This is a genomic window from Halolamina salifodinae, from assembly GCF_017874235.1.
GTDB lineage: Archaea > Halobacteriota > Halobacteria > Halobacteriales > Haloferacaceae > Halolamina > Halolamina salifodinae.
Genome location: NZ_JAGGLC010000003.1, coordinates 62,428 through 75,417 on the forward strand (window position 1 = coordinate 62,428; position 12,990 = coordinate 75,417).

At 51.8% G+C, this 12,990-nt stretch carries 14 protein-coding genes and 1 pseudogene; 6 read left to right on the forward strand and 9 right to left on the reverse strand.

What is annotated here, in order from left to right; translation table 11 throughout:
- Positions 1–86: 86 nt before the first annotated feature.
- Positions 87–311, forward strand: coding sequence for a hypothetical protein (locus J2753_RS07290; RefSeq protein WP_209491283.1), 225 nt, complete (start codon positions 87–89; stop codon positions 309–311).
- Here the strand turns inward: J2753_RS07290 and J2753_RS07295 are convergent.
- From J2753_RS07295 to J2753_RS07320, 6 genes are all read right to left on the reverse strand, one after another.
- Positions 308–568 carry a hypothetical protein gene (locus J2753_RS07295; protein ID WP_209491284.1) on the reverse strand — a complete coding sequence of 87 codons (261 nt, stop codon included), beginning with the start codon at positions 566–568 and terminating at the stop codon, positions 308–310. The genes J2753_RS07290 and J2753_RS07295 overlap by 4 nt on opposite strands.
- Entirely contained in the window at positions 562–963 is a 402-nt protein-coding gene (locus J2753_RS07300; RefSeq protein ID WP_209491285.1) for a hypothetical protein, read from the reverse strand. Before J2753_RS07300 ends, J2753_RS07295 begins: the two co-directional genes overlap by 7 nt.
- Positions 964–1,040: 77 nt before the next feature.
- A complete protein-coding gene (locus tag J2753_RS14390) occupies positions 1,041–2,456 on the reverse strand; it encodes a helix-hairpin-helix domain-containing protein (protein ID WP_245334540.1) in 1,416 nt (471 codons plus the stop codon).
- Positions 2,457–2,726: 270 nt separating this feature from the next.
- A complete protein-coding gene (locus tag J2753_RS07310) occupies positions 2,727–3,899 on the reverse strand; it encodes an ATP-binding protein (RefSeq protein WP_209491286.1) in 1,173 nt (390 codons plus the stop codon).
- A gap of 2 nt (positions 3,900–3,901) precedes the next feature.
- The gene (locus J2753_RS07315; protein WP_209491287.1) at positions 3,902–5,539 is read right to left on the reverse strand and encodes a hypothetical protein; all 1,638 of its coding nucleotides are present in this window, start codon (positions 5,537–5,539) and stop codon (positions 3,902–3,904) included.
- Between the two features lie 126 nt (positions 5,540–5,665).
- Positions 5,666–6,877, reverse strand: a complete 1,212-nt coding sequence (locus J2753_RS07320) for a hypothetical protein (protein WP_209491288.1) — start codon at positions 6,875–6,877, stop codon at positions 5,666–5,668.
- 341 nt (positions 6,878–7,218) lie between these two features.
- Between J2753_RS07320 and J2753_RS07325 the strand changes: the two genes are divergently transcribed.
- Both J2753_RS07325 and J2753_RS07330 read left to right on the forward strand, forming a co-directional pair.
- Entirely contained in the window at positions 7,219–7,443 is a 225-nt protein-coding gene (locus J2753_RS07325; protein WP_209491289.1) for a hypothetical protein, read from the forward strand.
- A gap of 3 nt (positions 7,444–7,446) precedes the next feature.
- Positions 7,447–7,701: a hypothetical protein gene (locus J2753_RS07330; RefSeq protein ID WP_209491290.1), complete on the forward strand. Its 255-nt coding sequence runs from the start codon at positions 7,447–7,449 to the stop codon at positions 7,699–7,701.
- A 1,124-nt stretch (positions 7,702–8,825) separates the two neighbouring features.
- Here the strand turns inward: J2753_RS07330 and J2753_RS07335 are convergent.
- Entirely contained in the window at positions 8,826–9,056 is a 231-nt protein-coding gene (locus J2753_RS07335) for a hypothetical protein (RefSeq protein WP_209491291.1), read from the reverse strand.
- Between the two features lie 106 nt (positions 9,057–9,162).
- Between J2753_RS07335 and J2753_RS07340 the strand changes: the two genes are divergently transcribed.
- Positions 9,163–9,387, forward strand: a complete 225-nt coding sequence (locus J2753_RS07340; RefSeq protein ID WP_209491292.1) for a hypothetical protein — start codon at positions 9,163–9,165, stop codon at positions 9,385–9,387.
- 134 nt (positions 9,388–9,521) lie between these two features.
- Here the strand turns inward: J2753_RS07340 and J2753_RS07345 are convergent.
- Positions 9,522–9,968 (reverse strand): annotated as a pseudogene (locus J2753_RS07345) (endonuclease III domain-containing protein); the annotation flags it as partial.
- A 52-nt stretch (positions 9,969–10,020) separates the two neighbouring features.
- Complete coding sequence (locus J2753_RS07350; RefSeq protein ID WP_209491293.1) at positions 10,021–10,497, reverse strand: DUF371 domain-containing protein; 477 nt, start codon at positions 10,495–10,497, stop codon at positions 10,021–10,023.
- 281 nt (positions 10,498–10,778) lie between these two features.
- Here J2753_RS07350 and J2753_RS07355 point away from each other — a divergent pair, with 281 nt between their 5' ends.
- Complete coding sequence (locus J2753_RS07355; RefSeq protein ID WP_209491294.1) at positions 10,779–11,702, forward strand: coiled-coil protein; 924 nt, start codon at positions 10,779–10,781, stop codon at positions 11,700–11,702.
- A 200-nt stretch (positions 11,703–11,902) separates the two neighbouring features.
- A complete protein-coding gene (sppA, locus tag J2753_RS07360; protein WP_209491295.1) occupies positions 11,903–12,907 on the forward strand; it encodes a signal peptide peptidase SppA in 1,005 nt (334 codons plus the stop codon).
- Positions 12,908–12,990 lie beyond the last annotated feature (83 nt).

Genomic DNA, 12,990 nt, shown 5'->3' on the forward strand with positions numbered 1-12,990 from the left:
CTATGTGTTTAAAACCCTATATAATTACTCCCGCCGTTATCCTGCAATAAAGACCTTTAAGCCCTGGCTGGAGTTATATAATTACTATGACATATAATAGTACTCCAGACGGTATCGACCCAGAAACAAAGTTCAACTATGTAATCGAATTATCGGACTCGCAAGTCTCACCGTTTGCTGTGGAAGTGTTTGATGAGCTTCCGTGCGTGGATTATGAAGAAGAGGACGATGGTTTTGTGCGAGTTAGTGTCACCGAGGACAAGACGACGCATATTAAAAAAGAACACATCGAGTACATCAAAACCCTCTAAGAATCGTCTTCGAACATCTCGTCTAATTCTTCATCATCTGGATTCTCATCCAGTAAATCATCTACATCAACTTCATCGATAACTCCAGGACTCTCTTCTACGAGGTCTAGAGTTAGAATCTTAGAAGTTTCTACTGCATGTTTCCAACAGTACCACTTTTTATCATCTATCCCTGTTTCAACAGTTCGAAGACGATTACAGTTTTCTTCGTCGCAAAATAGACGATTACTTAGAATACTGTATATGTGTTTCAGCATCGGTCATCACCCTCTTCATAGAGGTCTTCTGGAATCATCTCGTCTTCGTCAGGCGTGAAATACCAGTGAGTTAGAAAGTGTCCGTACCGCTGCCACAAGACGATGAGAGCGAGAATACTCGCACCGATAAGATATAAGATAGAGAGTTCGATTTGATAGAAAATCGTGAACCAATCATACCCACATAGGAGCTGTAACTTGTCAGGGTAACACGCAAAATCTTCAAAATAAAACTGGTATCCGAGAATACCCACAGACAAGTACGCATAGAGGTCTACAAAGTCCCGAGTCCTGAACACGACCGCTAACAACACGGCCACGACCAGCATCGCTACGAGACCATAATCACCTAAAAACTGTACGCCAGTATCTACTAACTGTTGAAAATCCAACATATAAAATAGACTATACTCGAACCCTAAAAAGATTATTACAAAGATAAAACAAACAAAAAAAATAATACACAGCGAAGTTACTTACCGAGAATTGGTTCCATCAACCATAAGGCGATACCAACTGCTATCTCAGCCTCATCACGGTCAAGGTCATACTTCTGTACGATATCTATGACTGCATCCTGAAGCCCAGGAGTTAGTTCTTCAAACCCATCTATCGCTTCGATGCGATACACATCCGAGAAGTACTCTGCAACTTCTTCTTCCGACGCACTTTCGCCGTTAGCAGCTCGTTCGATACTATCTTGAAGTTCAGAAGTCAAGTCAATCTCGTCAATATATTCTGGGACTTCGCCAGGGTTGTCTTCGAGGTCGCCAACATCTGTTTTAACCCGAGCCGCTAGAGCGTTCCCGATACCATCTACAGATGCGAGGTCGGACTGTGTAGCCGCCTGCAAGTCTTCCATCGTCGTATACCCTTCACGACGGAGACGAGCCTCTTCAACAAGACCTACGCCACTAACCGTAGTCAAATCCTCTTCACGATTCTTCATATAATTCGAACGCAAACACCCACCGTCTTCAACGACTTCAATATCATCTCGTAGTTCAATTTCAGACTCTCGAATATTCACCTGTTCGTTACCGAGCCAAGTAGATTGATAAATATATTCTCTGTCTCCGTCTTCTTCGACCCAATACCACCCGACGATTTTGTATCCATCTTCGATTAGAAAATCCGAATCATATTCGTCGTGGTCAGATGGTGTGAGGATTAAATCTCCCGTCGAATATTTCGGCTCGGTTTGCTGGTCGTCTTCGTCATCGTCTGACTGTGCTCGAATTGCTCGCAAGGCTTCCACGGTCTTCGACACGCCAGACCGACCAGAATCCACAAGAATAACCTCGCCGTCTTCACTTTCGACTGCTTCCATAAGTTCTTCAAGACGCTCATCTGTTGGGCCACTCTCTAACATCTCATCAATATCTGCTTCTTCCCGAGACTCCGCTGATTCAGAATCGAAGGCTTCTCGCCAATCCTCTTCACCAGCAAGAATCCTGTATTCTAAATCTTCGACAACCTCATCTGCTCGTTCTCGAACCTCACTAAAGCCACCTGTGAGAGTCGGTCGTTCGTCTTCCTCTTCATCGTCCACACGAATAGTCAAAATTGGGTCGAGACCGTTCTCACGATTCGCCGCCATCCGAGTCTTACTCCCCCAATACTCGACCTCGTTCGCAGACTTATACGCAAACACATCCACATCTTGCTTCGTCAAGAAATACGGCACATCATCCATCTTCGATACACCCACGAATAACCGACCACCGTTCCGACGCACAGTACGCAGATTCTCTTTGAGTCGCTCAGTCGGGCTATACGCTCGCACAAGCATATCCTCGTCATCTAAATCAAAGAAAACTCGACCCACTGAACCCACTAAGATAACTACATCACTATGCGTCTCAATATCTAAATTGTCAACTGACATATAAGAATATAACATATCAAACCCTATATAATTATTCCCGAGAATAAGTCGAAGAAAGCCCGAAGCCGACCTGTACTCTCTGAAGAATCGTCTCCTAGAGAATAGAGTATAATATAGTATATAGTAAAATAGCTAATTAGCTATTTTCTTAGCTATTAGCTATTCTAGTTATTACTACTACAGTACTTTTCTCTCAGATACATCTTGAACATCTCCACACTAAGAGCCATCACCACAAATCCCAAGAAGACGCTTTCAAAACTCATCGTCCTACTCTACCGATTCTTCATCGGGTTCTTCATCACGGTCGTCAGGAGCGTACTCGTCTTCGAATCGTTTCTTGTTCCGAGTTACCGTCTTTTCACTCACATCGAAGTGTTCAGCAATCTCGGCTCGGGTTAAGTCGGACTGCCATCCAAGCCATCCCATAAGTTCTCGTTCGTAGTCCTCGATTTCTTCTTCGAGCCACTCCTCGGCTTCTTGCTCCGACATATACTCATCGTACTCTTCCTCTTCACCAAGCATCCCCCAACTGGAGATATCGCCCGTCTTGTACTCGTAATCAGTTGGCGGAATCTCAGAGAGGCTCAATCGTTCCTCGACGCCTCGACGGTTCTTCACATCTAAGTAGAAAGTCGCCTCTTTCTCTGCTGTCTTATGAACACAGTAGGATGTAAGAGACCGAATCGCTGGCCCAACATCCTTCCCGTCTTGCCCGATGAAGATAACATGTCCGCTGTACTTACGAGCGAGCTTGAGTTTCTTCCCGACTTCTGCAGAGTTCTGTGCATCAGAGCCGACGCCAGACAGGGCTTGAGCGGCTTCGTCAATAATTAAGATGCGTTCGTAGTCGTCATCGACTTCCCCTTCTTCAAGCCAATTCTGCCAGTCTCGGTAGTTGTCGATGTACTGGTCGCCTCGTTCGAACGATTGTATGTTAGAAGCGACTTTGACTGAATCTTCACTATAGACGGCTTCGAAGACCTGGATGAGGAGGAGAGCGAAGTCCGTTTTACCGTTCCCCATCGCCCCCCAAATATAGAGGATGAGGACAGGCTCTTTCTTAATCATCTTCATCAGCTCGGAGATGACACCCATCCCTGAAGCGTCAGAATCGTAGTTTACGAGACCGCTGAAGAAACTCAGTTGAGTCTTATCTCGACGGTGGAAGGCTTCTGTTGCTGTCTCCGTCCCATACTTACGACGGATTTCTTGGGCTACATCAGTATCCTCGAAATTGGTTGGGACTTCTTCGTCGTCATCGTATTCGTCGGCGGCGTATTCGGGGTCGTAGGCTTCTGCAGCGAACGCCATAAATTGTCGAACGAGCGGGTCTTCGATTTCTCCCGCCCAGGGGTGTACGGTTTGATGGTCTACATCAAGTGTTCCCCGAGCGTATTCTCTGAACTCTGCTGCCGCATCTTGGGAATTTTTACTAGACATAGTTATCTATCACCACCGTTGTTGAGGTGCGAGTATCTATCTGGGAGATTGTCGCCGTCGATATCACCGTTCTCGACTTCTCGACGCAATTGTTTGTCAACGGCATCATCGACCCGCTCATCAGCGTCAGAACTAATCTCATCCATAACCTCTTCTGAGTCTGGGATGACGCCACGCTGGAAAGCGTGGACGATGTGATTCACCGCTTTTTCAACACGGTTACGGATGAGTTGCCCCTCGTTTAGCTTACGGAGCGTACCGAGTTGTGCTCGGGTGTGGAGGTCTTTCTTAACGACTTTACGGAGGTCTTCGTCGTTGCGGATTAACTCTGAAGTACGAACTCCGAGTTCTTTGTTGACGAACGAGATACGAGCCTCGTTTGCGTATGGGAAGTACTCATCTACCTCATAGGCTTCCCGAGGACTATCGCTGTGTGCTGTACAGAGAGCGGCGTGTGGGACATACATCTTCGACCCGTCTTCTGAAATCTTGTAATCGTCTACGAGTTCGCAGAGTTCATCAAACGCTTCTTCTGATAGGTTAGAGATATCGAGGAACACATCCATCTCTGCGAACCGACTCGGTGTGAGATACCAGAGCCAGAAGCCAGCGTCATCAGTCCTAATCTGGTCGAGTTCTACCCAATTCTTCCGAGCGAACCAAATCCCGACAATACCCGATGGAATCCCGAAGAGCAGCTCCCCATACGCCATATAGATGTTTATCTCGTTAGCGAGTTCAGAATCGAAGAGTCCGTGTCCGAAGAACGCTCCCACTCCACCGAGGAAGATTACAGCAGGAAGTACGATGAGACCCCATCCACTAATCCACTGTTTAGTGAATTTCAATTGTTTCACCATCGAATTCCAAATCCACGGACGATTAGATTTCAGATTATACTGGTAGTCAGGCGACTCGACTTGCAGAGTCTTCGGCCCGTTGATGTTCAGAGCCACCCGAGTCATCCGATTCTCCTTGCGGAAGAACCCGAAGATGAGGAGGAAAATCGGAATCCCACCAGAGAATACGATAAGAATTTCATGCGGTACATCAGGGCTGTGATTGACCGTGATGATTGTGTGCTCGATTTCGTAAGTTAATCGGGTGGTTTTACCAGTACCATCTTCCCCTGTAGTCTCGTCAAATTTCGAATTCGAAATCCCCGTATTCAGAATTAGCTTCCACTTCAGCGAGCCGTTCATCTTGATAGTCAAATCTCGCTGACCGTTTGCGGGAACAGCAACGAGAATATCTTCTTTACTGCCCGACCGCCGCAGGATGACACGCTTCTTCGTATCAGTCGGATTTACGAGCGTTAAGCGAGCCATCTCATCCGTATGATTACCTTCGATGAGTCGCAGACCGTTTAAGAAGACGAAATCATACTTAGAGAGATTTTCGTTCTGATTAGCGTTCGCAGATGAATTGTTCTGCGAACTGTTGTTCGCCGTGTTATTAGACGAATTGTTTTGCGTGGGCGTAGCCGTAGATTCGTTCGTCGTGTTGTTTGCGGTCGTGTTGTTAGTCGAAGAACCGTTAGCAAAGTCGTCATCGCCATCTTGTTGAAACAGTACATCGTCTGAGGGAGCAGCTGCTACAGTCCCGACCGACCCGATTAAGAGCGTCGAGATGATGAGCAAGACCCCGAGATGAGAGAGACTCGTCATATGTGTAGGAGGACGGAGAAGCGGAATCGAACCACCCCAAAGCGACCACGCTCCGTCAAAGAAACCTCGATAAAATCGAGGAGAGTTTTTTGAGAGAGTCTATGGACGACCTAGGGCACGACCAGCACCTCCAGATAACATCGCAATAATTCCGATGATGAAGGCGAAACCAAGTAGGCCACCGACAACGATGTAGACGAAGTAGGTTCCGTAAGTACTAGTATCACCACCACCGAAGACATACGAATTATCGCCCGTCACATCGATGGTTTCGTCTACCGCACTATCAGCATCAGTTGACTCTTCATCAGAGAGGTCAGCTGCAACCTGATATGTGAAGGTCGTACCGTTGTCGTAGACAACCTCGACTGTGTACGACTTACCGTCGTCAAGGTTCGAGACTCCAACCGTGTTATCTTGGTTGGAGTTTACAGAGTAACTCTGAATCGCAGTCTCGTTATCTCCGATAGTACCTTGGTAGACCTTAAGGTCAAAACTATCGAGAGGTTCTCCATCTTCTACGACCTCGAAGTCGTAGTCAACTTGAGTTCGCTGGAAGGCGAAGTCAACTGTCGAAGTCGTGTTGTACGAGATGCTGACTGTCTTACTGACGGTATTGTAGTGGTCAGCGTGTAGTCGGACCGTGTAATTCTCACCAGAGACGAGTTGTTTGCTGTAAGTGTCCGAGAAGTTAGTCGTGTTGACTACTTCTGTTCCGCTACTGTCTTCGATGATGAGTCGTTCACCGCTAAGGTTGGAGAACGATGTTCCATCGGAAGTCGTGATATTACCTACAGCGAAGGTCCCTTTCTCTTGCTGATATGCGAAGGTGTCAGTATAGGAACTGACTGCACCACCAGTAGTAACATCGGCAGTACCTGAGTCTGAGAATTGAATACTACTCAGACTGACCTCCATCGCAGTACCAGATGTGTTACTGGTAATATCGATGGTCACGACGAGTTTGCCGTCCTTGGTACGATTAACGTTATTAACACTAGCGTAAGCATCGCCCACCGAAGCAGTCGTATTCGTTAGGTCGATTTCGCCTGCTTCGTCTGTGTTGTTAATCGTCACCGTGACCTGCTCACCGCTGGTTGCTGTGAGATTTTGGACTGTGGCAGTCGTCGTCCATGTGTCTTCAGCTTGTTTATAGGTCGGGTCGTTAACGACGAGACCGTCAGCGGAGCCAGCGAGAGCTGCTCCAGCGAAAATCTGCATGATGAGTCCGAGGACTGCGAAAACAGTTAGTGCTTGTACGATTCTACTTGATTCGTGCCCGCCAAGGCGGGTTTTGATTTTATCTATCATATTTAATCTTACTTGTGAAGGGCGACTGGCAAATTCCATCCACCCGACTTCTGACTTCGATACACGACCATCGCCAACCCCGAAATCGCCACAAGCCCGAAGACGCCGAATAGAATCGACAGCACGGGCGGGATACCGTCATACAACGGAACCCAGTGGGCGATTAAATCGAGACTGAGCAACATCGTGTGAAGCGACAAAATCATCAGAACGGAAACAAATCCCAGTCTTCCCATAGTATAACAATACTGACAGTCCCCTAAATATATATCGGAGTTTCAAGACTAAATATTATCGAAAACAGCGATATATTTTTAGATACCCAAAAGAGTATTTATGATATGAGTTTTACACGATTTCGTTCGATACTCGCTGTAATCGGACTTGGTACACTCATCGCAATCGGAAGCATCGCAACTCTGGAACTACTCAAAATCAACCTCACACTCAACACGCTCATCGAGACCGTGGGCGGCATCTACGGAATTGGAGCTGTTCTCTTCTCCGTCTTGTCCGTTCTCGTCGTCCTCTACTCAGCATACTCGATATCCCAAAACGAATTCTAAATTATGACACGCAATATCCTCTCCACGACCTTCCTCGCTGTACTCGTACTCTCCAGCATCTTCCTCGGGAGTATCCTATTTACAGATACAGCGCACGCACAAGAACAAACTCTCAACATCAACGCTGATGGACTACTCTCGAATATTGACGCAGAGATGGTCGGCATCGGTTTCTGGATTCTCGTCTTCATCATCATCGTTCTCAAAATCCTCGGCCTCATCTGGGCTATCTTCACAGGATTCATCCCGTTCATCTGAATCCGAAGTCGATATTTCTTCTATAACCACTGTTCTCTTCTTGAGAGCCATAAGTAGAGATATCGGCGTTATGAGGGTTTGTATAGCCCGTGAGGGTGTATTGCTCGTTGTCGGTGTTGGTGGTCGAAGTCTAATCTGTCGGGAGAGGGTCTCTATGTCCCATACTGATTTTCTTAACCGTAAGTTTTATATAATATAGTTTTAATACAGTATCGACTCTAAACGAGATATAGACAGGGACAGGCTCGGTCTCGATGCCGTGGGTGGATTTTGAGATTTTGGAGAGAGACAGACAGACACGATAATCTTGGTTTCGTGCGCACGCTATTACAGAGGGGCGGGGGTGGGTGTCTGTCTGTCGTCTAGGTGGTTGCTTTCTTGCGATTTTGAGAACATAAACAGACATGTCTCGGGATGGGAGCCAAGAAAGCGACACCACTCTAAACCGTCAAGAACAGTACGCTCACACGCTCACACGCACGATGTGACGATGAAGACAACGAGAAGTCGGATAATCGGGGGAGACACTACCCACCGTATCCTACGAAAGTCTGTCCGTAACCCATCCGAAACCGTTGAATCGTGTTAAGATAGAGTCCGACTCCCAAGCCAACCTGTGTTCTCTGAAGATGAGTTAAGATTGGGCCAAGATAGAACAGTACTGTAACAGTAATAACTAGAATAGCTAATAGCTAAGAAAATAGCTAATTAGCTATTTCTCTAGTATAGTAGTATAGTAGTATAGTAGTATAGTAGTAAATATAGTAAATAGCTAATAGCTAAGAAAATAGCTAATTAGCTATTTGTTAGTATAGTAGTTAGTATAGTAACAGTAGTTCCGTGTGTTTGGGTGGAACATCTTCATCCCAATCAGGGTAGACTCGTCGGGAGAAGAATCTTGACGGGATATGTCAGGGTACTGTATTGTGACTATATTATTTAAAGTTTACGGGTACTTAAAAGAAACCCACCTATAGGGACAGACGGACACTCAGACAATCTTGACACCACCAGCCTACCTACCACCGACGGCGTGCATATGCCTCAAATACGCCTGTATATGGTGGATATGACCGACAGTATAGCCGTATACACGGGCACGCATAGACGGGTTGTATAGGGCGTTAGAAAGTGGGTGTGTAGTCGTCGTCCATCCGACCTCGTATCTTTTCTCGGATGATTTGTTCTTCTGACTGTTGTTGATTGTCGATTTGTCCTTCGGCGGCGCAGACTCCGAGATGATGGACGCAACTGTAGTATTCGTCTAAGAGTTCGTCGTCTTCGAGGTCGTCTAGGGTTGTAGAATCAGTGTCTTCGATATCATCGGGGATGTGTTCTGTGGGGTCTTCGCTCATAGGAAAGAATAGTATCTACAGCTTGTTAGGCGCTCCTCTATTCGTCTATTTCCTGTTTTGTCGTTTGACCCCTAGCTTACTAACCGTGGGTGTATTAGTAAGCTATATGACAGAAGTTGATATTAGCGACCGTGATTTGTCTGAAGAGGAAGCGAATAAAGCGTTGGATAGAGCTGAGAAGAAGAAGGGTGGTTCGGGGTCGAGTTCTTCGAGTAGTTCGTCTTCGTCGTCGGATGATGGGAACGGTGGGTTTTGGTTGTTAGTGGCTATTATTGCGTTGGTTGTGATTGCGAAGTATGGTGCTGATGCGTCGGGTATTTTGATTGGGTGATTTGGTCGGTCGGAGGTTTTGGTTTTGTTCAATTTCTGGTCTTCCGTGTGCGTGTGTTCAATTTCGGCGTGTTTCTCGTCGTGTTGAGCGTGGGAGGTCGATAGCGTACAAACAGCGTTAGTAAAATTAGTTTATTTCTGGTTGTAGAGGCCGGCCGAGGAGATGGTCTCGGCGAGTTCGTCCTGCGGGGCGGCGGCGAGCGATTCGGCGAGATCGCCGGCCGGGCCGTCCTCGTCGTACCGGTTCATCAGGCTGTCGTGGGCCGGCTGGCTGGCCTTGTCGCTGGTGTTCTGGCTCAGAATCGTTCGGACCAGACACTCGAAGGCGTCCTGCCCGCCGTAGGCCTTCTGCCAGTACATCTCGCCGAGTTCGTCGACGACCGCCTCGGCGCGGGTTTCCGGCTCGCTCTCGCCGGCCCCGATTGGTGCGTCGCCCTCGGTGGGTCGCGGGTCGTCGCCATCGTCGATGTGCTCGCCATCGGCGGCAGCAGTCCCGGCGTCGATGTGCTCCCCGCCGCCGCCCGGGCCGCCACTGATGTTCTCGGCTGGCTCGTCCGGCCGGTTGTCGGCGTCGTCGCTCATACGCGCCGTTGGCTCGCGGTCCGCAAAAAGCGCCCGGCAGCGGTGGGCGGCCTCAGTTCGCTCCTGGCTCGACGGTCAGCGTCAGGGTCAGCTCCGCACCGTCGGCGAGCGCGTCGATCAGGTCCTGATCCAGATCCGTGGCGGCGCCGTCGGCGTCGACGAACACGGTCCGGTCGTCGACGTAGTCGCTGGTTCGGCCGACGAGGCTGCGGTCGCCCTCAAAGGTGAGTTCCGGGTCGCCGCGTGCGCGGATGGTGTCCGTGAGGGTGCCGTCGTTCGTCTGGACGGTGAACTCCGCGGTGATCGTTGCGTCGGCGGACTGGCAGGCGGAGACGAACGTCTGGTCGAAGTCGGCGGGCGTCGTATCGGCCTCGATGCCGACGATACAGTCGCCCGCGGGGGTGAGCCAGTCGTCGCTGGTGAGTTCGACCGTGCTCTGGTGCTCGCCGCTCACGTGCTCGTGGCCGTGGGCGCGGATCCGATGGACGTGGCGGCCGTCGTCGACGGGCACGTCGTCTGCGTCGCTCATACCGCCCGGTCGGCGACGGCGCGGGAAGTGCCTGCCGGACCGGAACGACCTCCAGTGGGGTGTGCGGGTACGTGACGGTCGGTAACGGGCGTGTGAGGCAATTACACCCGCCACTCACCGAAGAATTTAACTACGGCAACAGCATACGTTTGATCACCAGAACGCCTCCGGCGCTGGTGGCACCGCACGCAGAATGATCGGGAACTCTTATTCACGTTCCGTCGCGGTTCCATCAGCGTCCGCTGTGTCCGGAGGGCGGATGGTACAGAGGTTTGATTAGCATGGTAACGAAAGAGGACGTACTCCAGAAGTACGACGTCGCAGCACTGAAAGAAGAAGACAACGTCGACCTCCCCGACGAGAAGTTGGAAGACGGTTCGAAAGGTGAGCTGATCAAGCTCGCCGGCCAGCTTCGGGATCGACGAAACGACCTGAACCAGCTCGCATCCGAGCGAGCCTCCGAGCGTGACGACCTGAACGCGAAGACGCGCGAGAAGGTCGACGAGGCTCAGGAGCACCGCGAGAAGCGCGACGAGCTCAACGAGCAGGTTCAGGAGCACAAGGAGAGCCGAAACGAGCTCAACGCCGAGGCCAACGAGCTGTTCGACGAGGTCGAGGAGATGAAGGAGGACCTCGAACTCGACGACGGCAAGGACGCCGAGCAGCTCCGCGAGGAGATCGAAGACCTCGAGTTCCGTCAGCAGACGGAAGTGCTCTCCGCGGAGGACGAGCGCGAACTCATCGAGGAGATCGAGGAGAAGCGCGAGCAGCTCGCCGAGCGCGAGGAGAAGGTCGACCAGAGTGGCGATCTCGAGGAGACCGTCGAGAAGGCCGAGGAGGTCCGCTCCGAAGCCAGCCAGCACCACCAGAAGGTGACGGAGCTGGCCGACAAGGCCCAGGAGCACCACAACGAGATGATCGAGGCCTACCGCGAGGCCGACGAGATCCGTGACGAGGCCGACGAGATGCACGAGCTGTTCGTCGAGGCCCAGGAGGCGGCCGACCGCCACCACGAGGACTTCGTCCGCGTCCAGAAGCGCCTGCGCGAACTGGACAAGGAAGAAGAGGAAGAGCGCAAGGACGAGCGCGAGCAGAAGATGGAAGAGGAGAAAGAAGAGGCCGAGGAGATCTACCAGAAGTTCAAGGAGGGCGAGACCCTCGACACCGAGGACCTGATGAAGCTCCAGAAGACCGGCCTGCTGTAACGTTCGGGAACAACGTTTCCGTTTTTGCGTAGTCCACGAGCCAGATAGCGGCGGCACCGTCGACACCGCTGACGCCATCGGCGCCGTCGACATTCCGACGCCATCGGCGCCGTCGACATTCCGACGCCATCGACCCGCCCACCTATCGACGCCTCCCCGTTGCGGCCACCCTTTTGTATGATCGCGCCGCAGTAGGATCCATGTCTAACACGACTGAACGACTCGGACGATTCCTCCTCGTCGCCGGCGGCGCGTTCGTCACGCTGGTAGCGGGCTGGCTGCTGTTCGTCGAGTTCGCGGCGGATCTCGCCGATCTGCTCGGGATCCTGCTCGCCCTCCTCCTCGCGGGCGTCGCCGTCCGCCTGTTGGCCGGTATCGCCGGGAGCCAGTTCCCGACGTACAACGTCGCCGAAGTAGGGGTCGAGGGACCGATCACCCGCGACGGCGCGGGCAACAACCCAATTCCGACTGGCCCCGTCGGCGCCACTGCTGACGAGATCGCCGACCAGATCGACACCGCCGACGACGACCCGGCCGTCGACGCGCTGCTGGTCAAACTCAACACGCCCGGCGGCGAGGTGGTGCCCAGCGAGGACATCCGCAACGCCGTCGAGCGCTTCGAGGGGCCGACAGTCGCCTATGCCACCGACGTCTGTGCCAGCGGCGGCTACTGGATCGCCTCCGGCTGTGACGAGATCTGGGCGCGCGAGCCATCCATCGTCGGCTCCATCGGCGTCGTCGGCTCCCGGCCCAACGTCTCGGACCTCGCGGACCGACTGGGGATCAGCTACGAGCAGTTCACCGCCGGCGAGTACAAGGACGCCGGCACGCCGCTGAAGGAGATCGAGGAGGACGAACGCGAGTACCTCCAGGGGATCATCGACGGCCTCTACGACCGCTTCGTGGACCGCGTCGCCGAGGGCCGGGAGCTGAGCGAGACCGAGATCCGCGACACCGAGGCCCGGATCTATCTCGGCGACGAGGCCGAACAGATGGGGCTGGTCGACGATACCGGCACCCGAGAAGACGTGACCGACCGCTTCGAGGAGGAACTCGGAGAGGAGGTCTCGGTTCGGGAGTTCGAGCCCCAGCGCGGGCCGCTCGCCCGCGTCGGCATGGGCGCGCGTTCGGTCGCCTACGCGTTCGGCGCGGGGCTTGCCAGTCGCGTCGATGCGGATGGGCTGGGGTTCCAGTTCCGGACGTAATCAGCGACGGCACAGTCTCCATCGCCGCGCGACGGAGCGCGCGGCAGTGAGCGAGCCGTCGCTGTCGCAGAGTGGATGATTGT

Bases quoted from the DNA above. Each gene is read 5' to 3' on its own strand.
- J2753_RS07330 (WP_209491290.1), top strand. From the start codon at position 7,447: ATGACACGCAATATCCTCTCCACGACCTTCCTCGCTGTACTCGTACTC.
- J2753_RS07355 (WP_209491294.1), top strand. From the start codon at position 10,779: ATGGTAACGAAAGAGGACGTACTCCAGAAGTACGACGTCGCAGCACTG.
- J2753_RS07300 (WP_209491285.1), bottom strand. From the start codon at position 963: ATGTTGGATTTTCAACAGTTAGTAGATACTGGCGTACAGTTTTTAGGT.
- J2753_RS14390 (WP_245334540.1), bottom strand. From the start codon at position 2,456: ATGTCAGTTGACAATTTAGATATTGAGACGCATAGTGATGTAGTTATC.
- J2753_RS07325 (WP_209491289.1), top strand. From the start codon at position 7,219: ATGAGTTTTACACGATTTCGTTCGATACTCGCTGTAATCGGACTTGGT.
- J2753_RS07335 (WP_209491291.1), bottom strand. From the start codon at position 9,056: ATGAGCGAAGACCCCACAGAACACATCCCCGATGATATCGAAGACACT.
- J2753_RS07295 (WP_209491284.1), bottom strand. From the start codon at position 568: ATGCTGAAACACATATACAGTATTCTAAGTAATCGTCTATTTTGCGAC.
- J2753_RS07320 (WP_209491288.1), bottom strand. From the start codon at position 6,877: ATGATAGATAAAATCAAAACCCGCCTTGGCGGGCACGAATCAAGTAGA.
- J2753_RS07350 (WP_209491293.1), bottom strand. From the start codon at position 10,497: ATGAGCGACGCAGACGACGTGCCCGTCGACGACGGCCGCCACGTCCAT.
- sppA (WP_209491295.1), top strand. From the start codon at position 11,903: ATGTCTAACACGACTGAACGACTCGGACGATTCCTCCTCGTCGCCGGC.
- J2753_RS07310 (WP_209491286.1), bottom strand. From the start codon at position 3,899: ATGTCTAGTAAAAATTCCCAAGATGCGGCAGCAGAGTTCAGAGAATAC.
- J2753_RS07340 (WP_209491292.1), top strand. From the start codon at position 9,163: ATGACAGAAGTTGATATTAGCGACCGTGATTTGTCTGAAGAGGAAGCG.
- J2753_RS07290 (WP_209491283.1), top strand. From the start codon at position 87: ATGACATATAATAGTACTCCAGACGGTATCGACCCAGAAACAAAGTTC.